The sequence below is a fragment of the Saccharothrix sp. S26 genome (genome assembly GCF_021390395.1).
Taxonomy (GTDB): Bacteria; Actinomycetota; Actinomycetes; order Mycobacteriales; family Pseudonocardiaceae; genus Actinosynnema.
This window is the reverse complement of record NZ_JAJUWT010000014.1, coordinates 211,285-232,853: the sequence shown is the minus strand read 5'-3', so window position 1 is coordinate 232,853 and position 21,569 is coordinate 211,285. Positions and strand designations below refer to the sequence as shown.

Annotated in this window: 24 protein-coding genes, 2 tRNA genes and 1 pseudogene; 21 read left to right on the top strand and 6 right to left on the bottom strand. The window is 71.3% G+C overall.

The genetic code is table 11. From position 1 onward, the window contains the following. Positions 1-7: 7 nt before the first annotated feature. From LZG04_RS23970 to LZG04_RS23955, 4 genes are all read left to right on the top strand, one after another. Complete coding sequence (locus LZG04_RS23970; protein WP_233820293.1) at positions 8-1,270, top strand: deoxyguanosinetriphosphate triphosphohydrolase; 1,263 nt, start codon at positions 8-10, stop codon at positions 1,268-1,270. 20 nt (positions 1,271-1,290) lie between these two features. Next, positions 1,291-1,539 carry a hypothetical protein gene (locus LZG04_RS23965; RefSeq protein WP_233820289.1) on the top strand — a complete coding sequence of 83 codons (249 nt, stop codon included), beginning with the start codon at positions 1,291-1,293 and terminating at the stop codon, positions 1,537-1,539. After that, a complete protein-coding gene (locus LZG04_RS23960; RefSeq protein WP_233820288.1) occupies positions 1,518-2,564 on the top strand; it encodes a serpin family protein in 1,047 nt (348 codons plus the stop codon). The genes LZG04_RS23965 and LZG04_RS23960 overlap by 22 nt, the downstream gene beginning before the upstream one ends. A gap of 69 nt (positions 2,565-2,633) precedes the next feature. After that, positions 2,634-3,200 carry a carboxymuconolactone decarboxylase family protein gene (locus LZG04_RS23955; RefSeq protein ID WP_233820286.1) on the top strand — a complete coding sequence of 189 codons (567 nt, stop codon included), beginning with the start codon at positions 2,634-2,636 and terminating at the stop codon, positions 3,198-3,200. Here LZG04_RS23955 and LZG04_RS23950 read toward each other — a convergent pair. Further along, on the bottom strand, positions 3,197-4,096 hold the full coding sequence (locus tag LZG04_RS23950; protein ID WP_374202866.1) for a sigma-70 family RNA polymerase sigma factor: 900 nt from the start codon (positions 4,094-4,096) through the stop codon (positions 3,197-3,199). The genes LZG04_RS23955 and LZG04_RS23950 overlap by 4 nt on opposite strands. 34 nt (positions 4,097-4,130) lie before the next feature. Here LZG04_RS23950 and dnaG point away from each other — a divergent pair, with 34 nt between their 5' ends. Genes dnaG through LZG04_RS23935 form a run of 3 tightly spaced genes read left to right on the top strand, consistent with a single transcriptional unit; the run spans position 4,131 to position 7,329 of the window. Then, positions 4,131-6,020, top strand: a complete 1,890-nt coding sequence (gene dnaG, locus LZG04_RS23945; protein ID WP_233820282.1) for a DNA primase — start codon at positions 4,131-4,133, stop codon at positions 6,018-6,020. Beyond that, the gene (locus LZG04_RS23940; protein WP_233820280.1) at positions 6,020-6,523 is read left to right on the top strand and encodes a hypothetical protein; all 504 of its coding nucleotides are present in this window, start codon (positions 6,020-6,022) and stop codon (positions 6,521-6,523) included. Before dnaG ends, LZG04_RS23940 begins: the two co-directional genes overlap by 1 nt. A 59-nt stretch (positions 6,524-6,582) precedes the next feature. Then, a complete protein-coding gene (locus tag LZG04_RS23935) occupies positions 6,583-7,329 on the top strand; it encodes a trans-aconitate 2-methyltransferase (RefSeq protein WP_233820278.1) in 747 nt (248 codons plus the stop codon). 58 nt (positions 7,330-7,387) lie between these two features. On the opposite strand, the gene LZG04_RS23930 is transcribed toward LZG04_RS23935, so the two are convergent. Continuing rightward, positions 7,388-7,624 (bottom strand): hypothetical protein, encoded by a 237-nt coding sequence (locus LZG04_RS23930; RefSeq protein ID WP_233820276.1) that lies wholly within the window; start codon positions 7,622-7,624, stop codon positions 7,388-7,390. Positions 7,625-7,762: 138 nt separating this feature from the next. On the opposite strand from LZG04_RS23930, the gene LZG04_RS23925 reads away from it, so the two are divergent. From LZG04_RS23925 to LZG04_RS23885, 9 genes and pseudogenes are all read left to right on the top strand, one after another. Beyond that, positions 7,763-7,834 (top strand) — tRNA-Asn (locus LZG04_RS23925). A gap of 119 nt (positions 7,835-7,953) precedes the next feature. Beyond that, on the top strand, positions 7,954-8,799 hold the full coding sequence (locus tag LZG04_RS23920) for an oxygenase MpaB family protein (RefSeq protein ID WP_233820274.1): 846 nt from the start codon (positions 7,954-7,956) through the stop codon (positions 8,797-8,799). Positions 8,800-8,885: 86 nt separating this feature from the next. Beyond that, a tRNA-Ile gene (locus LZG04_RS23915) sits at positions 8,886-8,963 on the top strand. Positions 8,964-9,393: 430 nt separating this feature from the next. Then, positions 9,394-10,467 (top strand): sigma-70 family RNA polymerase sigma factor, encoded by a 1,074-nt coding sequence (locus tag LZG04_RS23910; protein WP_233820273.1) that lies wholly within the window; start codon positions 9,394-9,396, stop codon positions 10,465-10,467. A gap of 159 nt (positions 10,468-10,626) precedes the next feature. Next, positions 10,627-12,078: an MFS transporter gene (locus LZG04_RS23905; RefSeq protein WP_233820271.1), complete on the top strand. Its 1,452-nt coding sequence runs from the start codon at positions 10,627-10,629 to the stop codon at positions 12,076-12,078. 23 nt (positions 12,079-12,101) lie between these two features. Beyond that, positions 12,102-12,383, top strand: a pseudogene (locus LZG04_RS23900) (LLM class flavin-dependent oxidoreductase); the annotation flags it as partial. A 107-nt stretch (positions 12,384-12,490) separates the two neighbouring features. Continuing rightward, positions 12,491-12,832 (top strand): hypothetical protein, encoded by a 342-nt coding sequence (locus LZG04_RS23895; RefSeq protein WP_233820267.1) that lies wholly within the window; start codon positions 12,491-12,493, stop codon positions 12,830-12,832. Between the two features lie 92 nt (positions 12,833-12,924). Next, positions 12,925-13,155, top strand: coding sequence for a ribbon-helix-helix domain-containing protein (locus tag LZG04_RS23890; RefSeq protein WP_073886438.1), 231 nt, complete (start codon positions 12,925-12,927; stop codon positions 13,153-13,155). Beyond that, positions 13,142-13,489, top strand: coding sequence for a type II toxin-antitoxin system PemK/MazF family toxin (locus tag LZG04_RS23885; RefSeq protein ID WP_233820264.1), 348 nt, complete (start codon positions 13,142-13,144; stop codon positions 13,487-13,489). Before LZG04_RS23890 ends, LZG04_RS23885 begins: the two co-directional genes overlap by 14 nt. Before the next feature lie 42 nt (positions 13,490-13,531). On the opposite strand, the gene LZG04_RS23880 is transcribed toward LZG04_RS23885, so the two are convergent. After that, positions 13,532-13,726 carry a ferredoxin gene (locus tag LZG04_RS23880; protein WP_233820262.1) on the bottom strand — a complete coding sequence of 65 codons (195 nt, stop codon included), beginning with the start codon at positions 13,724-13,726 and terminating at the stop codon, positions 13,532-13,534. Beyond that, a complete protein-coding gene (locus tag LZG04_RS23875) occupies positions 13,723-14,922 on the bottom strand; it encodes a cytochrome P450 (RefSeq protein WP_233820261.1) in 1,200 nt (399 codons plus the stop codon). The genes LZG04_RS23880 and LZG04_RS23875 overlap by 4 nt, the downstream gene beginning before the upstream one ends. A 187-nt stretch (positions 14,923-15,109) precedes the next feature. Here LZG04_RS23875 and LZG04_RS23870 point away from each other — a divergent pair, with 187 nt between their 5' ends. The 3 genes from LZG04_RS23870 to LZG04_RS23860 are packed head-to-tail and all read left to right on the top strand — an operon-like array spanning position 15,110 to position 17,066. Then, positions 15,110-15,982 carry an ABC transporter ATP-binding protein gene (locus LZG04_RS23870; protein ID WP_233820427.1) on the top strand — a complete coding sequence of 291 codons (873 nt, stop codon included), beginning with the start codon at positions 15,110-15,112 and terminating at the stop codon, positions 15,980-15,982. After that, on the top strand, positions 15,979-16,830 hold the full coding sequence (locus LZG04_RS23865; protein ID WP_233820260.1) for an ABC transporter permease: 852 nt from the start codon (positions 15,979-15,981) through the stop codon (positions 16,828-16,830). Before LZG04_RS23870 ends, LZG04_RS23865 begins: the two co-directional genes overlap by 4 nt. Beyond that, complete coding sequence (locus LZG04_RS23860) at positions 16,827-17,066, top strand: helix-turn-helix transcriptional regulator (protein WP_033437276.1); 240 nt, start codon at positions 16,827-16,829, stop codon at positions 17,064-17,066. The genes LZG04_RS23865 and LZG04_RS23860 overlap by 4 nt, the downstream gene beginning before the upstream one ends. A gap of 37 nt (positions 17,067-17,103) precedes the next feature. On the opposite strand, the gene LZG04_RS23855 is transcribed toward LZG04_RS23860, so the two are convergent. Together LZG04_RS23855 and LZG04_RS23850 are read right to left on the bottom strand one after the other, a co-directional pair. Further along, on the bottom strand, positions 17,104-18,273 hold the full coding sequence (locus LZG04_RS23855; RefSeq protein ID WP_374202869.1) for a macrolide family glycosyltransferase: 1,170 nt from the start codon (positions 18,271-18,273) through the stop codon (positions 17,104-17,106). 121 nt (positions 18,274-18,394) lie between these two features. After that, entirely contained in the window at positions 18,395-18,979 is a 585-nt protein-coding gene (locus LZG04_RS23850) for a TetR/AcrR family transcriptional regulator (RefSeq protein WP_233820258.1), read from the bottom strand. Between the two features lie 61 nt (positions 18,980-19,040). On the opposite strand from LZG04_RS23850, the gene LZG04_RS23845 reads away from it, so the two are divergent. Both LZG04_RS23845 and LZG04_RS23840 read left to right on the top strand, forming a co-directional pair. Further along, complete coding sequence (locus tag LZG04_RS23845) at positions 19,041-20,144, top strand: FAD-dependent monooxygenase (RefSeq protein ID WP_233820256.1); 1,104 nt, start codon at positions 19,041-19,043, stop codon at positions 20,142-20,144. A gap of 201 nt (positions 20,145-20,345) precedes the next feature. Then, positions 20,346-21,515: a nitric oxide synthase oxygenase gene (locus LZG04_RS23840; RefSeq protein ID WP_233820255.1), complete on the top strand. Its 1,170-nt coding sequence runs from the start codon at positions 20,346-20,348 to the stop codon at positions 21,513-21,515. Positions 21,516-21,569 lie beyond the last annotated feature (54 nt).

The window sequence follows — 21,569 nt, the reverse complement described above, 5'->3', positions numbered from 1 at the left end:
TGAGCGGATGAGTCAGGGCTACACCGCACACGACTCCGCGCGGCTGCTCCCCGAGCTGCCCAAGACAGCGGTGCTGCCCGGGGCGCGCACCGAGCGCCGCTCGCCGTTCTCGCGTGACCGGGCCAGGGTGCTGCACTCGGCGGCGCTGCGCAGGCTCGCGGGCAAGACCCAGGTCGTCGGACCCGGCGAGGGCGCGGAGGTGACCGGTGTGCCGCGCACCCGGCTCACCCACTCGCTGGAGGTCGCCCAGATCGGCCGGGGCATCGGCGAGGAGCTGGGCTGCGACCCGGACCTGGTCGACACCGCGGGCCTCGCGCACGACATCGGGCACCCGCCGTTCGGGCACAACGGCGAACGGGCGCTCGACGAGCTGGCCGGGCCGTGCGGCGGCTTCGAGGGCAACGCCCAGACCCTGCGCATCCTGACCCGGCTGGAACCCAAGACCGCCAGGGGCCTCAACCTGACCCGCGCCTGCCTGGACGCGGCCACCAAGTACCCGTGGACCCGCCGTCCCGGCACGGTGAAGTTCGGCGTGTACGACGACGACCTCGACGTGTTCGGGTGGGTCCGCGACGGCGCGCCCGACGGGCGGTGCTGCCTGGAGGCGCAGGTCATGGACTGGGCCGACGACGTCGCCTACTCCGTGCACGACGTGGAGGACGGCGTGCTCGCGCACCGGATCAGCCTGGGCGCCCTGGGCGACCCGGCCGAGCGCGCCGCCATCGCGGGCCTGGCCGCCAAGCACTTCTCCGACGAGCCGGTCGACGTGCTCGAAGCCACCGCCACCGAGCTGCTCGGCCTGCCGGTGATCGCCGAACTGGCCCGGTACGACGGCTCGCTGCGCGCCCAGGTGGCGTTGAAGCGGCTCACCAGCGAGCTGGTCGGCCGGTTCGCCTCGGCCGCCGTGGGCGCGACCCGCGAGGTGCACGGCGACGGTCCGCTGAGCCGCTACCGGGCCGACCTGGTCGTGCCGCCCCGCGTCGCGGCCGAGGTGGCGCTGCTCAAGGCGGTCGCGGTGCGGTACGTGATGAGCGACCCGTCGCGGCTGGCCATGCAGGCGCGGCAACGGGAGCTGGTCGCCGAGCTGGTCCACCTGCTGCTCATGCGCGCACCGGACACGCTCGACCCCGCGTTCCACCCCGCGTGGGCCGCCGCCGGCACCGACGCCGCGCGATTGCGCGTCGTGGTCGACCAGGTCGCCTCGCTCACCGACGCCCAGGCCGTGGCGTGGCGGCGGTCGTTGGCGAACGTCGCCCCCGAACCCCTGTGACCGGTGGCACACTCGAGGTCATGGCCGATGAGTCCAGAAGACCGCCAGGCCGTCCTTGGCCGTGGCGCAGACCGACCCGCGACCCGGTGCACGTCGGTGGTGAGTTCCCGTACGACGGGTGGGACGACGAGCCCGACGACGGTTCCGCCGGGGTGCGCGAACCACGCCACCCGCAGCCGCTCGGACCCATGAGCGGCGCGGGCGAACGTCCGATCCCGGACGACCCCATAGCGGTTAAGGAGACCTTGTGCCTGATCGAGCGCACCTGACGTTCGCCCTCACCCTCCACGACGCCGTCGCGCCCGACCGCACGCGCAACGCCTGCTGGTCGCCGTACTCGGTGGCCGCCGCGCTCGGGCTGACGGCGCAGGCGGCGCGTGGCGAGACCGAGGCCGAACTGGTCGCGCTGCTCGGCGCGGACCACGCCAAGGTGCTCAAGGGCGCGGTGGTGGGCGACGACGCCGAGTTCGCCGTGTCCAACACCCTGTGGGCGTCGGAGGAGCTGCCGCTGAACGAGGGTTTCCTCACCGACCTGGCCGGGTGGCCGGGCGCGAAGGCCCGGTCCGCGCCGTTCGCCACGGACCCGGAGGGCTCGCGCAAGCTCATCAACGCCGACGTGGCCGAGACGACCCGCGGGTTGGTCCCCGAGCTGCTGGCGGCGGGCGCGATCACGTCCGACACGGCCGCGACCCTGGTCAACGCGCTGTACCTGAAGTGCGCGTGGCGCGAGGAGTTCCCCGAGCACGACACCGAGGAGCTGCCGTTCCGCGGTGCCGGGACCGTGGCCACGATGCGCCGCCAGGGCGACATGCGGTACGCCCGGCGGGACGGGTGGCAGGCCGTGGCGCTGCCCGCGCGCGGTGGGGTGGAGGCGGTCGTGCTGCTGCCCGACGGTGACCTGGGCGGCACGGAGGGCGTGCCCGAGGTGCTGGAGGCGCTGGAGCACGACCGGGTCGAGCTGTTCCTGCCCAAGCTGGACGTGTCGCTGAACGTCACGCTCGCCGAGGCGTTGCAGCAGGTCGGCGTGCGCACGATGTTCAGCCGTGAGGCCGACCTGACGGGCCTGAGCCCCGATCCCCGGTTGCACGTCGACGACGTCGTGCACGAAGCCGTGCTGCGCCTGGACGAGCAGGGCTTCGAGGGCGCCGCCGCGACCGCCGTGGTGATGCGCCTGACCTCGTTCGTCCCGGCCGAACCGGCCCGCACGGTCCGCGTCGACCGGCCCTACCTGCTGCTGGTCCGGCACGCCGACACCGGCGCGATCTTCTTCCTCGCCCAGGTCGCCAAGCCGTAGCTCCGGCGCCTGTCACGTTCCGGCACCCCTCCTCGTCCACTCGGTGAAGACCCGAGCGAGGAGGGGAACATGCCCAGGATCCCGATCGTCACGACCAAGCAGGCCAACCCGTTGGTGCGGCTCGCCTACCGGTTCGCCAAGAAGCGGTTCGGGGCGGTGCCGGAGCCGTTCACCGTGGCGGCGCACCACCGCGGGTTGTTCATGGCGAGCGCCCGGCACGAGATGGCGGTGGAGAAGGCGGCCAGGACGTTGCCCGTGTCGCTGCGCGAACTGGTCGTGTACCTGACCGCGGTGAAGCTCGGCTGCTCCTGGTGCGTGGACTTCGGCACCATGCTGATCAAGCACGAAGGGCTGGACATCGACCGGCTCAAGGAGATCCACCACTACCGGGACTCCGACAAGTACACCGAGCTGGAGAAGCTCGCCCTGGCCTACGCCGACGCGATGACCGAGACGCCCACCGCGGTCACCGACGAGCAGGTCGCCGAGCTCGACCGGCGGCTGGGGCACCAGGGCCTGGTCGAGCTGACCTACCTGATCGCCCTGGAGAACCAGCGCGGCCGGTTCAACTCGGCGTTCGGCATCACCGACCAGGGGTTCACCTCGGGCGACGCGTGCCGGGTCCCGTTGCCCTAGGCGGTCTCGGGGAACGGCACGTGGCCGAGCTTGTCCGGGTTCGACATGTCGTACACGCCGGCCACCTTGCCGTCGCGCACCACGATCGCCTCGACCCGGGGCGTGAGCTCGCCCTGGGCCGCGAACACCAGCCCCAGGTCGCCGTTGACCAGCGCGGGCAGGCCCTCGACGTCGCCGTAGCGGCGCATGAGGCCCAGGATGAGGCGCGCGACCTTGTCCGCGCCGCTGACCACGTGCACCGCGGTCCTGGCCTTGCCGCCGCCGTCGCCGACCATCACCACGTCCGGGTGCAGCAGGCTGACCACGGCGTCGAGGTCGCCCGACGCCACGGCCGCGAGGAACCGCTCCAGCACCTCGCGCTGCTCCTCCAGCGCCACCCGCGGCGGCGGATCGGCCTCGGCCGCCGCCCGCCGGCCCCGTGACGCGTGCTGGCGGGCCGTGGCGACCGTGCAGCCCAACGCGTCCGCGATCTCCGCGAACGGCACGTCGAACGCGTCGTGCAGCACGAACGCCACCCGCTGCTCGGGCGTGAGGCGGTCCAGCACGACCAACGCCGCCATCCGCACGCCGTCGTCGCGCACCACCGCGTCCAACGGATCGTCGTCGCCGGAGGTGACCAGCGGCTCGGGCAGCCACTGCCCGACGTAGCGCTCCCGCCGCGCCACCGCCGACCGCAGCCGGTCCAGGCAGATCCGGCCCACCACGGTCGTCAGCCAACCGCGCAGGTCCCGGATCTGGGCCCGGCCCTGCTCGGTGAGCCCGGTCAGCCGCAGCCAGGCCTCCTGCACGGCGTCCTCGGCGTCGGCGACGCTGCCCGTGAGCCGGTACGCCACGCCGACCAGGTGGGAGCGGTGGCCGGTGAACGTGGAGGCCAGGGTCTGCTCGGCGGTGGTCACGGGCACCAGTCTGCCAGCACTAGACTCGCTCGACGTGGCAGGACGCATCCGGGAGAGCGACATCGCACTGGTGCGTGACCGGAGCCGGATCGACGAGGTCGTGGGCGACCACGTCTCGCTGCGTCGGGCCGGTGGCGGCGCGCTGAAGGGCCTGTGCCCGTTCCACGACGAGAAGTCGCCGTCGTTCAACGTCCGCCCCTCGCACGGCACGTTCCACTGCTTCGGGTGCGGCGAGGGCGGCGACGTCATCGCGTTCGTGATGAAGATCGAGCACCTCGGGTTCGTGGAGGCCGTGGAGCGGCTGGCCGACCGGGCAGGCATCCAGCTCACCTACGAGGGCGGCGGCGCGACGATCCAGCGCGACCGCGGCACCCGCAGCAGGCTCATCGAGGCGCACCGGGTCGCCGCCGAGTTCTACGCCGAGCAGTTGGCCACGCCCGACGCGCTGGCCGCGCGGGAGTTCCTGGCGCAACGCGGCTTCGACGAGGCCGCGGCCCGGCAGTTCGGCTGCGGTTTCGCGCCCGGCGGCTGGGACAAGCTCACCAAGCACCTGCTCGGGCGCGGGTTCGAGCTGACCGAGCTGATCAAGGCCCAGCTGACCAAGGAGGGCAGGCAGGGCCCGATCGACCGGTTCCACCGCAGGCTGCTGTGGCCGATCCGGGACATGGGCGGCGAGGTCGTCGGCTTCGGCGCGCGCCGGATCTTCGACGACGACCCGATCCAGGCCAAGTACCTCAACACCAGCGAGAGCCCGATCTACAAGAAGTCCCAGGTGCTGTTCGGGCTCGACCTGGCCAAGCGGGAGATCGCCAAGCGCAGGCAGGCCGTGGTGGTCGAGGGCTACACCGACGTGATGGCCATGCACCTGGCCGGCGTGCCCACGGCGGTCGCGTCCTGCGGCACGGCGTTCGGCGCGGACCACATGAACGTGCTGCGCCGGCTGCTGATCGACGACTCGCTCAACGGCGAGGTGATCTTCACCTTCGACGGTGACGCGGCCGGGCAGAAGGCGGCGCTCAAGGCGTTCGAGGGCGAGCAGGCGTTCTCCGCCCAGACCTACATCGCCATCGCGCCGGACGGCATGGACCCGTGCGAGCTGCGGCAGGCGAAGGGCGACGTGGCCGTGCGCGACCTGGTGGCCCGCCGCACGCCGCTGTTCGAGTTCGCCATCAAGACCCGGCTGCGCGACTACGACCTCGACTCCGTGGACGGCCGGGTCGTGGCGCTGAAGGTCATGGTGCCGTTCGTGGCGCAGATCAAGGACCGGGCCAAGCGGGACGGGTACGCGACCCGGCTGGCCTGGTGGGTCGGCTGGGAGGACGAGGCCGCCGTGGTGCGCCGGGTGCGCGAGACGGCGACCGGCCGCGCGCCCGCCGCCACCCGACGTGCCGCTCCCGTCGACCCGAACCAGGGTGCGCTGGACGTCGACGGCCCGCCGCGCCCCGACCCGCGCGACCCGGCGCTGTGGGCGCAGCGGGAGGCGTTGAAGTCCGCGTTGCAGCTGCCGGAGATGGCCGGGCCGTACTACGACTCGCTGCCCGACGAGGCGTTCACGCACCCCGCGTACCTGGCGCTGCACCAGGCGATCCGGGAGGCGGGCGGTGTGTCGTCGGGGCTGGCCGGTCCGGCGTTCCTGGACGCGGTGTCGCAGGCGTGCCGGCAGCAGGCCGTGCGGTCGGTGCTCACCGAGCTGGCCGTCGAGCCGCTGCGCGTGAAGGCCGACGACGAGTACCGGTACGTGCAGAGCGTGCTGGCGCGGTTGCAGCAGATCCTGGTGGCCGGGCAGATCACCGAGATCAAGTCCCGGCTGCGGCGCGTGTCGCCGATCGAGGAGCCCGACGAGTACCGGGCCCTGTTCGGCGACCTGATCGCGCTGGAGGACTACCACAAGGCGTTGGGCCAACAAGCGGTGGGCGGGCTGTGATGGGGCTGTTCCGGAGGATTTTCGGCTCGGGCGCGCCCGAGGGGTTCACCGGGTCGTTGGAGGCCGACGAGCACGTGCTCGCGTCGGCCGCGGTCGGCTCGGAGTGGCTCGTGGCGACCACGTACGGGCTGTGGGTGCCCGGACCGCGCCGGATCGGGTGGCACCTGATCAGCAAGGCGACGTGGAGCGGGAACGCGCTGGCCGTGGTCGAGGCGGTCGAGGACGGCACGGCCGGGCAGGCCGTGGTGCTGCGCGACCTGCCGCCGCGGCGGTTCCCGCTGGAGTCGCCGGGCAAGGTGCCGGAGGTCGTGCACGAGCGCGTGACCGGGTCGATCAAGTCGCGCGAGCACAACGGGACGGTCGGGGCGTGGTTCGTGCAGCGCAAGGTGACCGGGCGGGACGGCGTGGTGCTCCAGGTGCGGCCGGACGCCGGCGCGGACGTCGAGCGGGTGCGGGAGGTCGCGGCCTCGGTCGCGGCGAAGATCGCCGGGCTGCGCGGTTGACCGTGGGCAGTACGCGCGTACTGTAACAGTACGTCCGTACTGCTACTTGGGGTGTGCGCATGTGGGATCCGGGCAAGTACCTGGCGTTCGCCGACCACCGGTCGCGGCCGTTCCACGAGCTGGTGGCACGGGTCGCGGCCACGTCGCCGCGGCGGGTGGTGGACCTGGGGTGCGGTTCGGGCAACCTCACCGTGACGTTGGGCCGGCGGTGGCCCGACGCGGTGGTGGAGGCGTTGGACTCCTCGCCGGAGATGGTCACGGCGGCACGGGAGCGCGGGGTCGACGCCAGGGTGGGCGACGTGGCGTCGTGGCAGCCTGCGCCGGACACCGACGTGGTGGTGACCAACGCGGTGTTGCAGTGGGTGCCGGGGCACGAGGACCTGTTGCGCGAGTGGGTGCGGGCGCTGCCGTCCGGCGCGTGGCTGGCGATGCAGGTGCCGGGCAACTTCTCCGGGCCGTCGCACGAGCTGGTGCGGTCGTTGGTGGACGCGTCGTGGCCAGCGCTGCGCGGGCTGCTGCGGCCGTCGCCCGTGCTGGACTCGCAGGGGTACGCGGAAGTGCTCGACGGCTGCGCGGTGGACGCGTGGGAGACGACGTACCTCCAGCGGCTGGAGGGGGAGGACGCCGTGCTGGAGTGGATCACCGGCACGGCGCTGCGGCCGATCCGCGCGGCGTTGGACGACGGCGGGTGGGCCGCGTTCCGGGCGCAGTTGGCCCCGCTGCTGCGCGAGGCGTACCCGCGGCGGGCGGACGGCACGACGTGGTTCCCGTTCCGCCGGGTGTTCGCCGTGGCCCGCGTGCCGTAGCAGTACGCCGAGGCCGCCCCTGGTGGTTCGGGGCGGCCTCGGCGTGGCGTGCGGTCGGTCAGTTGGCGCGGGGGATCACGGGGTCGCGCCGGTAACCGTTGGCGTTGGGCTGGTGCTGGCTCCGGCGGAAGCCGGTCTTCTCGCCCACCTTGGCCCGCACGATGCCCGCCGCGCCCTGGACGGCCGGGTGGTCGGCCAAGGAGCGGTAGGCGCGCACGATCTGGTCGTAGCGCTGACGTCCGGCGCGCGCCCCCAGGACGTAGCCGATGGCGGCGCCGAGCAGGATGCCCTTCATGAGGTGGTCCTCTCCTGAAGATCGTGCCTGGTCACACCCCTTCCTACCCCATGAGGAGGGGGGTGTGCGCGAGCACTGTTGAGGATGCGCTAGAGTTACGTCCCGTCGGGCCGCGAGGTCCGGCCCACAACAGAACAATCCCCCTTAGCTCAATGGCAGAGCATTCGACTGTTAATCGAAGGGTTACTGGTTCGAATCCAGTAGGGGGAGCGCGATGGCAGCCCCAGGCCGGTCGGCCTGGGGTCTTGTCGTCTCATGGGGCCGGGGTACCCGCGAGTCACCCGAATGTCACTCCCTCCGGGCAGGTTTCTTCGGGCAGGCTGGGCCGCATGGCCGACCGCTTCGCCAACCGTCGCCGGATCACGTCGCTGGACCCCGAGCGCGACCACGTCGAGATCCTGCGCATCTCGTCCGGGTACGAGTTCCCGTGGGACTACGTGCGGTCGCTGGAGTTCGCCTTGTTCCGGACCTACTGCGTGCCGTCGATCTCGGCGTTGCTGGCGAAGACGGGCGAGTTCGAGCACCGGCCGCAGAAGCGGTACGACGACACCGCGTTGCTGATGGCGGAGCTGGTGGAACACGGCTACGACTCGCCGCGGGGCCGTGAGGCGCTGCGGGTGGTCAACCGGCTGCACGGGCGCTACGACATCTCGAACGACGACATGCGGTACGTGCTGTCGACGTTCATCTTCGACCCGATCGAGTGGATCACGAAGTACGGCTGGCGTCCGTTGACCGACCACGAGCGGCTGGCCGCGTTTCACTTCTACTCCGCCGTGGGCGTCCGGATGGGCATCAAGGCCCTCCCGCCGACCTATGAGGCATACCGGGCGTTCAAGCGCGAGTACGAGGACACCAACTTCACCTACAGCGACACCAACCGCGCGATCGGCCAGTACACGCTGGACCTGTTCTGCTCCTGGTACCCGGCACCCCGCGCCCTCACCGCCAAGGCCGTGCTGGCCATGCTGGACGTCCCGATGCTGACCGCCTTCGGCTTCCCACCCCAACCCCGCTGGCTGTCCCGCGCCGCCGACAGCGCCCTGCGCCTGCGCGCCCACGCGGTCCGCCTCCTCCCACCCCGCCGGACCCCACGCCTGACCAACGACCCGAAGAACCGCACCTACCCGGGCTACCCCACGGGCTACCGCCCCGCCGACCTCGGAGCCCCGTAGTCCGCCAGTGCACAGCTTGGTCACGCCACCCGGGTTGTCGAGACGCGGGGGAACTCCCCTCTGTACCCTCCGGAACCGCACGTCAGGGGGCGGTAGCTCAGCCGGTCAGAGCAGCGGACTCATAATCCGTCAGGTCGTGGGTTCGAACCCCACCCGCCCTACCACTTGACCAGCGGAAACGCTGGACGGTGCGCAACTGCCGATCGTCCGGCCCGCGGGTCGTCCATGAATGGGGCGGACGCGGGCCCTCGGCGACGGATCACGACCCCGCGGTCGCCCCCACCTGGAAGCCGGACGGTTCGCCGTGCCCCGGCGAAGCCTGCCTGTCGCCCGGTGGGGGGTTCGGGGCGGAGTCGGGTTGGTGGGGTTCTTGCTGGTCACGGCGGTGGTTGAGGTGGTTGGCGGAGAAGTTGGGTGAGGAGCGACCAGTTTTCCAGGTCGGTGGTGTCCATCCCTTCGAGAGCACGTTCAGGCCGACCACGACCCACCCCGGCCGGGTCGCACGTCGGAACCTGCCGCACCACCGCCCAACGCCACCTCCGCCCCTGTTTCGACGGGCTCGCGGCGGCGACCACAGGAGGAGAAGGAGCCACCATGCGAGGGATCCCGCCGGCCAGCGGAACCGACGCCTCGGCACGTGCCGCCCGGCGTTCGGCCGACGACCTGCTCGGGTTGGCGCGTGGTGGGGACGGGGAGGCGTTCCGGGGGCTCGTGGAGCCCTATCGGCGGGAGTTGCAGGTCCACTGCTACCGCATCCTCGGGTCGGTGCAGGACGCCGAGGACCTGTTGCAGGAGACGTTGCTGGCGGCGTGGCGCGGGATCGGCGGGTACGAGGAGCGGGCGTCGGTGCGGACGTGGCTCTACCGAATCGCCACCAACCGCTGTCTCAACGCGCTGCGGGCCGGCACCCGTCGTCCGAACGACTATGCGGCCTACCAACCGGAGGTCCCGTTGCCCGAGCCATCTCACCGCCGCGCGGAGCCGAGCTGGCTGGAGCCGTACCCCGACGCGCTGCTCGACGAGATCGCCGACCACCTGCCGGGGCCGGAAGCGCGGTACGAAGTCCGGGAATCCGTGTCGCTGGCCTTCCTGACCGCCTTGCAGCAATTGCCGCCCAAGCAGCGGGCGGTGCTGGTGCTGCGGGACGTGCTGGGTTTCCGGGCCGCCGAAGTCGCCACCATCCTCGACACCACCGAGAACGCGGTCACCAGCGCGTTGAAAAGGGCCCGGGGAGCGCTCGCACAGGAACTGCCGGGCCCCGACTGGGAAAGCGCGCCGCTGCCGAACTCACCGCAGGAACGCCGCATCGTGGACGATTTCACCCGTGCCTTCCAAGCCGGTGACGTCGACGCGATCGTGCACCTGCTGACCAACGACGCGCGGCTCACCATGCCGCCCCTGCCGCTGGAATACCAGGGATTGGACGTCATCCGCCGCTTCCTAGCCACCGTGGCGCTGCGCGACGGGATGCGGCACGTGCTGATCCCCACCCGCGCCAACGGCCAACCGGCCTTCGGCTGCTACCTGCGCGACCCGCGGACGCCGATCCTGCACGCCCACGGCGTGCTGGTGCTGACCCTGACCGGAGCCCGGATCACCGGCCTCACCAGATTCCACGACAACTCTCTGCTCCCCATCTTCGGACTTCCACGTTCGCTGCGCGCCTGAACCGGCGGCGGCTGACCGCGAGTCCGATGCGCAATTGTTCCGACAGCACGTCCAGGACATTCCTGCGACGGTCATGCCTGGCATGAAACGGCACGGCGGTGGCGTTCGCCCACGGCCCCTGCCTGCACTTTTATCGACGAAGTGAACCGAAGGAGAACGGTGAACACCGAAACAGGACGGATGACGTCCAAGCAGGCATGGACATTGGGGCTCGCCTCACTGGCATCGTTCATGATGGCCCTGGACAGCCTGGTCGTGACTACCACGCTGAGCACGATCCGCGCGGATCTGACGGCGTCCATCGAACAGCTCGAATGGGTTGTCAACGCGTACAACCTGACGTTCGCGGTATTGCTGCTGACCGGCGCGGCACTGGGTGACCGGTTCGGTCGGCGCAAGATGTTCAACACCGGTCTGGCGCTGTTCACGGTCGCGTCGGCGGCCTGTGCGCTGGCCCCGAACATCGTCTTCCTGATCATCTCCCGAGCATTCCAAGGCGCGGGCGCGGCAATGGTGCTGCCGTTGTCGCTCACGTTGATCAGCGCGGTCTTCCCGCCGCAGACGCGCGGCAAGGCGATGGGCCTCTACCTCGGCCTCACGGGTCTGGCCACGTTCAGCGGCCCGTTCATCGGCGGCGCGATCGCGCAGGGCCTGGCCTGGCAGTGGATCTTCTGGCTGAACCTGCCGATCGGCATCGTCGCGGTCGCGCTCGCCGGCCGCAAGGTCGACGAGAGCACCGGCCCGAACAACAAGCTCGACCTGGGCGGCCTCGCCCTGGTGACGTTGGGCGCGTTCGGCATCATCTGGGCGCTGGTGCGCGGCAACGCGGCCGGCTGGGGCAGTGCCGAGGTCATCGCGTCGATCGTGATCGGCGTCGTGCTGATGGTCGCGTTCGTGTTCTACGAGAAGCGCACGCCGCGGCCGATGGTGCCGATGGCGCTGTTCAAGCTGCGCGCGTTCGCCACCGCCAACCCGGCGAACTTCCTGGTGTTCGCCTCGCTGTACGGCACGATGTTCTTCCTCGCGCAGTACTTCCAGCTCGTCAAGGGGCACGGTCCGCTGGTCGCGGGCCTGATGCTGATGCCGTGGACCGGCACGCTGATGGTGTGCGCGCCGATCGCGGGCCGGCTGGTCGACAAGGTCGGCGAGCGCAAGTTCGTCGTCGGCGGCCTGTTCCTGCAGGCGGTCAGCATGGCGTGGATCGCCATCGCCATCGATGCCGACACGCCCTACCTGCAGATCCTGCCCGCGCTGGTGATCGGCTCGGTCGGCATCACCGCGGCGATGCCCGCCGCGCAGAAGACGGTCGTCAGCGCGGTGCAGCCGCAGCAGATCGGCCAGGCGTCCGGTGTCTTCATGATGCTGCGCATGTTCGGTGGCGTGTTCGGCACCTCGGTGTCGGTCGCCGTCTTCGGCGCCGTCGGCGGGTACGCCACGGCCACGGAGTTCAGCGAGGGCTTCTCGGCCTCGATGACCGCCGTCGCCGTCCTGGCGTTCGTCGGCATGCTGATCGGTCTCGCGATGCCCAAGCGACGTCCCGGGGCCGCACCGGCCGCCGCCGTCGCCGCGCCGCCCGCACCCGCCGCCGTCCCCGCCCCCGAGAAGGCGTAACAACGGGGTCGAATCAAGGCACGACAACAATCCCGACCGACGCGGCGGCCCCGCTGATCGGTTTGGCGAAGAAGGTGGAGGAGCTGGGGTTCGACTCGGTGTGGGTGGGCGACTCGTTCGTCACCCGGCCCCGCCCGGAGCCGCTGGCACTGCTGGGCGCGATCGCGATGGTGACCGGGCACGTGACCATCGGCACGGCGGCGCTGACGGCCGTGCTGCGCGAGCCGAAGTTCGCTGGCGCACGCGATCACGACGCTGGACCAGCTCAGCGACGGGCGGCTGAAGATGGGCCTGGGCATGGGTGAGCCGCTGCCCGTGAACAACGGATGACCTACACCGAGCGGATCGCCCGCGTCGACGAGATGGTCCGGGCGTTCGAGACCGTGTGGGAAGGCCGCGACGGCGACCTCAAATGCCGGTGCACATCGACGCGGAGGGCTACCGCCACTCGCCGGGCCAGATCCGCGAGCACGGGGTGAACTTCGGCCGCAACCCCGACGACATCCTCCCGACGATGTACATCAACGTGAACATCGGTCAGGACACCGCGTCCGGCGAGGCGGCGCTCAACGGCTACACGACGCGGTACTACCAGCTGCCGCAGGCCACCATGTCGAACTACCAGAACTACTACGGCGGCACGGAGAAGGGCCTGGTCGAGCACCTGCGCGAGTTCGTCGAGGCGGGCTGCCGGCATCATCCTGCGCATCGACACGTTCACCGACTACGACGACATGCTGCGCGTGATCGGTGAGAACGTGGTCCCCGCCATCCACGGGATCGAGGTGGGCTGACGTCGTGCCCCGGCGGTTCCTACCTGGTAGGACCGGAGGTAGCATCGGTGGTATGAAAATCAGTGTGAGCCTCCCCGAGGAGGACGTAGAGTTCGTTGATCGCTACCTGCGGCAACACCGGAGCGCCTCGCGATCGTCGGTGATCCACCAGGCGATCACGTTGCTCCGCGAGGCGGGTCTGGAGAACGCCTACGCGAGCGCGTGGGAAGAGTGGGAAGCCGGAGGGGACGCCGACATGTGGGACGTGACCGCACCAGACGGTGTCCACGATGCGGCGAGGTGACATCTACTGGGTGGACCTGGAGCCGGCGCGGGGCGCCGAGGCGAACAAGATCCGCCCGGCCGTGGTCGTGAGCAACGACGCGGCGAACCGGGCCGCCGGACGGGGCGGCCGGGGTGTGGTGACCGTGGTCCCCATCACCTCAAACACCGCGAAGGTGTACCCGTTCCAGGTGCTGCTGCCCGCCAAGGACTGCGGGCTCGGCGCGGACTCGAAGGCCCAGGCCGAGCAGGTGCGCACGGTCGCCGCGGCCAGGCTCCGCGCCAGGATCGGCGGCCTGCCGCCCGCGGTGCTCAAGCAGCTCGACGAGGCCCTGCGCGTGCACCTGGCGCTGTGAGCCGCCGGGACCGCCCGTGGACGGCCCCGGCAACCCCTCCGCCTACTCCACGACGCGGATCGCGCCGGCCGGGCACAGGTGCGCCGCTTCACGCGCCGCCTTCTCGTGCCCGCCCGTCGGGGACGGCTCCAGCAGCACGACCGTCCCGTCCACCTCGTCCTGGTCGAACACCGCCGGGTCGGTCAACGCGCACATGCCCGACCCCACGCACCGGTCCGGATCGACTTCGACCTTCACGAGAACTCCACCGGCAGTTCGTGCACCCCGTAGATCGCCATGTCGGTGCGCAGTTTGACATCCTCCGCGGGCACCGCCAGCCGCAGGTCCGGGAACTCCCGGAACAACGCGCTGAACCCGACCCTCATCTCGATCCGCGCCAGCTGCTGGCCCAGGCACTGGTGCACGCCGTGGCCGAACCCCAGGTGCCCGGACGCGGGCCGCCGGACGTCGAACTCGTCCGGCCGCTCGAACCGCGCCGGGTCGCGGTTGGCGGCCGACACGGAGATCGAGACCGACTCACCGGCCTTCACCACCACGCCGCCGACCTCGACGTCCTCCAGCGCGGTGCGCAGCGTGCCGAACTGGATGATGCTCAGGTACCGCATCATCTCCTCGACCGCGTTGTCCATCAACGACGGGTCGGCCCGCAGCGCCGCCAACTGGTCGGGCCGCTGCAACAGCAGCAACGTGCCCAGGCCGAGCATGTTCGCCGTGGTCTCGTGACCCGCGACGAGCAGCAGCAGCCCCATGTTGGCCACTTCGGAGTCGGTCAGCTCGCCGGTGGCGACCAGCCCGGACAGCATGTCGTCACCCGGCTCGACGTGCTTGCGCCGCGTCAGCTGGAGCACGAACTCCTCCAGCCGCTCGAACGCCGCCATGACCTCCTCCATCGTGGAGTCCAGGCTCAACAGCTTGGCGGTGTCCCGCTGGAACGACTCCCGCTCGTCGTACGGCACCCCCAGCAGCTCGCAGATCACCATGGACGGCACCGGCAGCGCGAAGCCGGCCACCAGGTCCGCGGGCGACCCGGACGCGCGCAGCCCGGCCAGGTGCTCGGCCACGATCTGCTCGATGCGCGGCATCAGCTGGTTCATCCGCCGCACGGTGAACTGCCCGGTCAGCAGCTTGCGGTAGCGGGTGTGGTCGGGCGCGTCCATGGCGATGAACATGCCCGGCTTGGCCGGCGGCCGTTGCGTCACCGGCTTGCCCCCCACCGTGCGCGGCGAGTGCTGGAGCTCGGCCCGGCTGCTGAACCGCCGGTCCGCGTGCACCTCCCGGGCGAGCTCGTAGCTCGTCACGAGCCAGCCCAGGTGGCCGTCGGGGAACCTCATCCGGCTGATCGGGGCCCGTTCGCGGAGCAACCCCAACTCCGCGGGCGGGTCGAAGGCCGTGGTGCGTTGCGTGGGCAGCTCGGAGTACAGCGTTTCGGTCATCTCGCACACCTCCCAGTGCGTTAAGAAACCTCCTTCGCAACATACAGAAGATTCACGAACCCATGAAGTAAATAAGCCGTAAGGGAACGGCTGTAGTACGCCTGATAGCAGGTGTGCTACAAACTGACCGAGAACTCTGACAAGGGGGAGGTGAGGGTCCTTGGTCATCGAGGTGCGCGACCTGCGGATGCGCTACGGCACGACGGACGTGCTGCACGGGGTCGACTTCACCGCGGACGCGGGCGAGGTGGTCGCCCTGCTCGGGCCCAACGGCGCGGGGAAGACCACGACGATCGAGATCCTGGAGGGTTTCCGGCTGCCCTCCGACGGCCACGTCCGGGTGCTGGGCGTCGACCCCGCCTCGGGCGACGAGGCGTGGCGGGCCCGGCTCGGCGTGGTGTTGCAGTCGTGGCGCGACCACGGTCGCTGGAAGGTGCGCGAGCTGTTGCACCACCTCGGCCGCTACTACGCGCCCTACAGCACGTCGCGGCAGGTGCGGCCGTTCGACACCGACGAGCTGATCGAGACCGTCGGCTTGACCGGGCACGCGCACAAGAAGATCAGCAGCCTGTCCGGCGGCCAGCGGCGGCGGCTGGACGTGGCGATCGGCATCGTCGGCAAGCCGGACCTGCTCTTCCTCGACGAGCCGACGGCCGGGTTCGACCCGCACGCGCGCCGCGACTTCCACGACCTGGTGCACCGGCTGTCCGACCTGGAGGGCATGACGATCCTGCTCACCACGCACGACCTGGCCGAGGCGGAGAAGCTGGCCGACCGGATCCTGGTGCTCGCGGGCGGCCGGATCATCGCCGACGGCAGCCCCGACCAGCTCAGCCGCCAGGTCGCGGGCAAGTCCGAGGTCCGCTGGACGCACGACGGCCTGCGGCACGTGCACACGACCGACGACGCGACGGCGTTCGTGCGCGACCTGTTCCGCCAGCACGCGACGGGCGTCTCCGAGCTGGAGGTGCGCCGCAGCACGTTGGAGGACACCTACATGGCACTCGTGCAGCGGCACGAGACCGGCCAGGCGGAAGAGGAGGAGGTGGCGCTGCGGTGAACACCAAGGCGCAGGCGATCCGGCTCGGCGTGGACCGCGGCGTGCGCGAGTTCCGCCACTCCATGGGCAGCTCGGACCAGCTCTACAACCTGTTCACCGGGCTCGCCGCGCTGACCGTGCTGTGGTTCCAGCGCGACTCGCCGGTCGAGGGCTCCGGCCTCACGCTCGCCGCGCTGACCCTGCCCAGCCTGCTCGGCATGGGGATCGTGTTCGGCAGCCTGGTCGGGCCCGCGGGCCAGCTCTCGATCAACCGGGAGGACGGCACGCTGCTGCGCGCCAAGGCGGTGCCGCACGGGATGCTCGGCTACGTGGTCGGCCGGACCGTGCAGACGTCGCTGGACTCCCTGACCGGCCTGCTGGTCGTGCTGGTGCCGGGCCTGCTCCTGGTGAACGTGCCGGCGGACGCGGGCGTGGGCGGCGTGCTCGGCCTGGTCGCCGTGCTGGCCCTGGGCATGGTGTCGATGCTGCCCTGGGGTGCGGTCGCCGGGTCGATCACCAAGAGCCCCGGCGGCGCGATGGGCATGACCATGCTGCCGATGATGGGCATCATCGCGATCTCGGGCATCTTCTACCCGATCACCGCGCTGCCCGGCTGGTTGCAGGGCGTGGCGCAGGTGTTCCCGGTGTACTGGGCGGGGCACGGGGCCAGGGCGGCGCTGCTGCCGGACGCGGCGGCGGCCGCGGAGCTCGGCGGCTCCTGGCGGATCCTGGAGATGACGGGCGTGCTCGGGGTGTGGGCGGTGGTCGGGTTCCTGGTTGCGCCTACGATCCTGCGTCGGATGGCTCGCCGGGAGTCCGGATCGGATATGGAGCAGCGCCGGCAGGCGGCGTTGCAGAGGGTGCGATGAGCGAAAGCGTCTACAACCGGATCGCGATGCTGCGCGCGGAACGGGGTGTGTCACGCCGGCAGCTCTCCGAGGCGTTGGGCATCCACTACCAGACCGTGGGCTACCTCGAACGGGGCGAGTACAGCCCCAGCCTGTACTTGGCGTTGCGCATCGCCCAGTACTTCGAGGTGCCGGTGGAGGTCGTGTTCTCCACCGACCCGTTCCCCCGGTTGGGCAGCTCCGAGCGATCCGCGTAGACGGGGGGCGGTGCGGGCTCGCACCGCCCCCTTCGCGCTACCTCAGCTCGGCTTCGATCACGTCGGCCGCCGCGGCCGTGCCGCCCGCCGCCCGGATCGCGGCCTTGATCGCGGCCAGCCGCCGGGCCACCTTCGGGTCGTCGGCCAGCTCCAGCACGGCGGCGCGCAGGTCCGCGGCGGTGACCTCGTCCCGTTGGAAGTGCCTGCCGACGCCGAGGTCGACCAGGCGCATCGCGTTCATGGCCTGCTCGCCGAGCGCGGGCAGCCCGACCATCGGCACGCCGTGGTAGAGCCCTTCCATGGTGCCGCCCATGCCGCAGTGCGTGATGAACACCTTGGCGTGCGACAGGATCTCCAGCTGCGGCACCCACCGGTGCAACTCCACGTTGGCCGGCGGCTCGCCCAGCTCGGCCGGGTCGACGTGCTTGCCGATGCTCATCACCACGTGCCAGTCGAGGTCGCCGAACGCCTCGAAGCACCGCCGGTAGACCTCCGGCTCGTCGGTGTAGGCCGACCCGAGCGAGATCAGCAGCACCGGCCGGTCGTCCGCGGGACGCTCCCACGTGCCCTGGAACGACGACCGGTCGTTCAGGCACGGTCCCACGAACGCGTACTTCGGGTGCACGGACGCCTCGTTGGGCTGGAACGACCGCGCGATGCTCACCACCGCCCGGTCCGGGTCGGCGACGTAGGCCGGGCCGGGGATCGCCACGCCCTCCGCGGCCAACCACTCGTCCAGCTCCTCGTAGAACGCGCGCACCTCGGGCTGGTCGACCATGGCGCCCATCTCCTCCTCCCAACCCTCGTAGGTGACGAAGGTGGGGGAGAACTGGACGGCCGGCACGCCCCACCGACCCGCCAACAGGCGCGCGGTCCACGCGCCGATGTCGTAGACGACGACGTCCGGCCGGTCGTCGTCGTACGCGGCCTCCAGCACCGGCAGCACCACCTTGGCCTCGGCCAGGAACAGGTGCATGGCCGGTGCCAGTTCGGTCGGCCACCGCTGGTCGTCGGAGGGCAGGGTCGTGGGGTGGACGACCGGCTTGGCACCGGCCCGCTCGACGACGTCCGCGAAACCGGGGTCGACGGCGTAGCTGACCCGGTGGCCCCGGTTCACCAGTTCGGTGACGACGGGCAGCGTCGGGTTGACGTGGCCGTGGCCGGGGATGTTGAAGAAAGCGATGTGGGACACGGGAATCTCCGCGATGAGTGAAGGGACGGCTCGAGAACCCCGTCACGCGGCACGCGTGGGGGTGGACGGCTGCCTTCACTCAGAGGTAGAGGACCCGGAACATCCACATGCGACCAACACTAGCGGCGGGCGCGACTCATTTTCCCAGCACGCCGCGCAGTGCCGCGCGGATCGCGGTGGTCAGCTCGGACACGCTCTCCGGCGTCCCGGGCGCGGGTGCGCCGAGCGCGCCGGCACCGACCAGCCGGTCGAACACCAGGCCGTCCACGAACGCCACCAGCTCCCGGCTCTGCCGCTCCGGGTCCCGCGCGCCCAACGCCGACAGCAGCTCCCGCGCCTGCGCGCGCGGCCGTTCGCCGTGGGCCAGGATGCCGCGCAGCTCGTGGTGGTGGGTGGCCTCCAGCAGGCACGCGTACCGGGCCAGCGTGCGCTCGCGCCCGGTGGTCATCCACCGGTCCAGCACGTGCGCGATCGCCTCGGCGAGCAGGTCGGGGTCGAGCGGGACGTGCAGCCTCGCCTCCGCCACCTCGGCGTCGTCGAGGTCGGCGAGCCGCTGCACGACGGCCTCCACGAGCGCCTTGCGGGTGCGGAAGTAGGCCGAGGTCGAGCCGGTGGGCACGCCCGCCTGCGCGTCCACCGCGCGGTGGGTCAGGCCGCGCATGCCCTTGGTGGCGACCACGTGGATGGCCGCGTCGGCGAGGGCCGCCATGCGCTCCGTCACGGTGCGTCCTCCTTCTACACCTGTAGAGTACGGGCCTCTACAGGTGTAGAAGGAGTCGGGGATGAAGGCGATCGTGGTGGGCGGTGGCCTCGGCGGCGTCACGGCGGCGGTGGCGTTGCGGCAGGTCGGGTGGGAAGTCGCGGTGCTGGAGCGCGCGCAGGAGTTCGGGGAGGTCGGCGCGGGCGTCGGCGTGATGCCGAACGCGATGCGGGCCTTGGCGGCGCTCGGGCTGGCCGACGACGTGCGGCGGATCGGCACGCCCCGCGTGGCCGGCGGGATCCTCGACCCGAGGGGGCGGGCGCTGACGCGCGTCGACGCGTCGCACGAGGACCGGGTGGTCGCCGTGCACCGGGCCGACCTGCACCGGGTGCTGCGCTCGGCGCTGCCGCCGGCGTGCCTGGTCACCGACACCGAGGTGACGTCGCTGGACGACCTGGACGCCGACCTGGTGGTGGCGGCGGACGGCATCCGCAGCCGGGCCCGGCAGGCGCTGTTCCCAGGGTTGCCCCAGCCGGTGTACGCGGGCACCACGGCGTGGCGCAGCGTGACGACGGCCGTGTTCCCGCGCGACCTCGCCATCAGCCAGACGCTCGGCCCCGGCACGGAGTTCGGCGTCCTCCCGCTGGGTGACGGCCGGGTCTGCTGGTACGCGGCCACGATCGCGCCCGCCGGCGGCCGGTCGGCCGACGAGCTGGGCGAGGTGCGCCGGCTCGTGGGGGGCTGGCACGACCCGATCCCCGACCTGCTGGACGCCACGCCGCCCGACGCCGTGCTGCGGCACGACATCCACGAGCTGGCCGCGCCGCTGCCGACCTACGTGCGCGGCCGGGTGGCGCTGCTCGGTGACGCGGCCCACGCGATGACGCCCTACCTGGGTCAAGGGGCGTGCATGGCGATCGAGGACGCCGTGGTGCTCGCCTCGGCGTGCGCCCGTGCCGACGACGTGCCGAGCGCCCTCGCGGACTACGACCGGCAACGCCGTCCGCGCACCCAGTCGATGGCGCGGGCGTCGCGGATGCTCGGGCGGGTGGGCCACCGGGTGCGCAACCCGGTGCTGGCGCGCGTGCGCGACGCCGCGATGCGAGCCGTCCCGCCGTCACTCGCCCTGCGCGGGATGGCGAAGTTCCTCGCCTGGACGCCACCGTCGCTATCACCCGATAGGTGAAATATTACCTGTGAGGTAAATCACAAGTAACCGCCGTGATGCGGGCGGATAACGATCGAATATCACTCGTTTTCGCAGGATGGGTCACTCTTCTGCGCGATCAAGCACTTACGCTGTGACACCATCAGCCTCTCCCCACGCCCCCGCCGCGCCCGGCGCGGCGGTGCGGCCACCACGAAAGGCCAACTACGGTGTCGCGCCATGGCCCCCGTCCCCTCGTGTCCGGCTGAAGCCATCCCCTTGCACGACACCACCGACCCCGCCGACCCCACCGTCGACCTCGCCGAGGCCGAGGAGTTCCTCCGACTGCACCACGCCGAGCACCCCGAGCTCGGTCCCATCGAACACCGCCTCGCCGAGGTGCACGCCGAGGTGGCCGCCACCGGCACCTACCGCCACACCCCCGACGAGCTGACGTTCGGCGCACGGGTCGCGTGGCGCAACAGCGCGCGCTGCATCGGCCGGTTGTACTGGCGCAGCCTCAAGGTGCGCGACCTGCGCGACCTGCGCGACCCCAAGGAGATCGCGGACGAGTGCGTCGAGCACCTCAAGCTCGCCGGCAACGGCGGCAAGGTCCGCCCGGTGATCAGCGTGTTCGCCCCCGACGAGCCCGGCAGGCCCGCGCCGCGCATCCGCAACGAGCAGCTGATCCGGTACGCGGGCTACCCCGGCTCGGACGGCGGCGTGCTGGGCGACCGGCGCAACGTCGAGCTGACCGCGAAGGCCGTCGAGATGGGCTGGCGGCCGCCCGCCCGGCGCGGCCCGTTCGACGTGCTGCCGCTGATCGTGGAGCGGGACGACGCCGAGCCCGCCCTGGTGGAGCTGCCGCCCGACGCGGTGCTCGAGGTGCCGATCGGCCACCCCGAGCTGCCCTGGCTGGCCGACCTCGGCCTGCGCTGGCACGCCGTGCCCGCGATCAGCAACATGCGGCTGCGCATCGGCGGGATCGACTACCCGGCCGCGCCGTTCAACGGCTGGTACATGGGCACCGAGATCGGCGCCCGCAACTTCGCCGACGTGGACCGCTACGACCTGCTGCCCTACCTGGGCAGGCGGATGGGGCTGGACACCTCGTCGGTGCAGACGCTGTGGAAGGACCGCGTGCTGGTCGAGCTGAACCGCGCGGTGCTGCACTCGTTCAACCGGGCGGGCGTGACGATCACCGACCACCACACCGAGTCCGACCGGTTCCTCACGCACCTCAAGAAGGAGGAGGCGGCGGGCCGCTCGTGCCCGGCGGACTGGACGTGGATCGTGCCGCCGATGTCGAGCGGCATCACCAGCGTCTTCCACCGCTACTACGACAAGCGCGAGCTGGTGCCGAACTTCTTCCCCGGCGACACCAAGGGCGTCTGCCCGGTGATCCACTGAAGGTCTCAGCAAGACGTATGTACGGTCAACGTTAAAGTTCACGTGTGGCGTAGA

What these genes read in the sequence shown, in the direction of transcription:
- LZG04_RS23970 (WP_233820293.1), top strand. Translation starts at nt 8, where the DNA reads ATGAGTCAGGGCTACACCGCACACGACTCCGCGCGGCTGCTCCCCGAG.
- LZG04_RS23965 (WP_233820289.1), top strand. Translation starts at nt 1,291, where the DNA reads ATGGCCGATGAGTCCAGAAGACCGCCAGGCCGTCCTTGGCCGTGGCGC.
- LZG04_RS23955 (WP_233820286.1), top strand. Translation starts at nt 2,634, where the DNA reads ATGCCCAGGATCCCGATCGTCACGACCAAGCAGGCCAACCCGTTGGTG.
- LZG04_RS23940 (WP_233820280.1), top strand. Translation starts at nt 6,020, where the DNA reads ATGGGGCTGTTCCGGAGGATTTTCGGCTCGGGCGCGCCCGAGGGGTTC.
- LZG04_RS23935 (WP_233820278.1), top strand. Translation starts at nt 6,583, where the DNA reads ATGTGGGATCCGGGCAAGTACCTGGCGTTCGCCGACCACCGGTCGCGG.
- LZG04_RS23930 (WP_233820276.1), bottom strand. Translation starts at nt 7,624, where the DNA reads ATGAAGGGCATCCTGCTCGGCGCCGCCATCGGCTACGTCCTGGGGGCG.
- LZG04_RS23920 (WP_233820274.1), top strand. Translation starts at nt 7,954, where the DNA reads ATGGCCGACCGCTTCGCCAACCGTCGCCGGATCACGTCGCTGGACCCC.
- LZG04_RS23910 (WP_233820273.1), top strand. Translation starts at nt 9,394, where the DNA reads ATGCGAGGGATCCCGCCGGCCAGCGGAACCGACGCCTCGGCACGTGCC.
- LZG04_RS23895 (WP_233820267.1), top strand. Translation starts at nt 12,491, where the DNA reads ATGCCGGTGCACATCGACGCGGAGGGCTACCGCCACTCGCCGGGCCAG.
- LZG04_RS23890 (WP_073886438.1), top strand. Translation starts at nt 12,925, where the DNA reads ATGAAAATCAGTGTGAGCCTCCCCGAGGAGGACGTAGAGTTCGTTGAT.
- LZG04_RS23885 (WP_233820264.1), top strand. Translation starts at nt 13,142, where the DNA reads ATGCGGCGAGGTGACATCTACTGGGTGGACCTGGAGCCGGCGCGGGGC.
- LZG04_RS23875 (WP_233820261.1), bottom strand. Translation starts at nt 14,922, where the DNA reads ATGACCGAAACGCTGTACTCCGAGCTGCCCACGCAACGCACCACGGCC.
- LZG04_RS23870 (WP_233820427.1), top strand. Translation starts at nt 15,110, where the DNA reads ATGCGCTACGGCACGACGGACGTGCTGCACGGGGTCGACTTCACCGCG.
- LZG04_RS23860 (WP_033437276.1), top strand. Translation starts at nt 16,827, where the DNA reads ATGAGCGAAAGCGTCTACAACCGGATCGCGATGCTGCGCGCGGAACGG.
- LZG04_RS23845 (WP_233820256.1), top strand. Translation starts at nt 19,041, where the DNA reads ATGAAGGCGATCGTGGTGGGCGGTGGCCTCGGCGGCGTCACGGCGGCG.
- LZG04_RS23840 (WP_233820255.1), top strand. Translation starts at nt 20,346, where the DNA reads ATGGCCCCCGTCCCCTCGTGTCCGGCTGAAGCCATCCCCTTGCACGAC.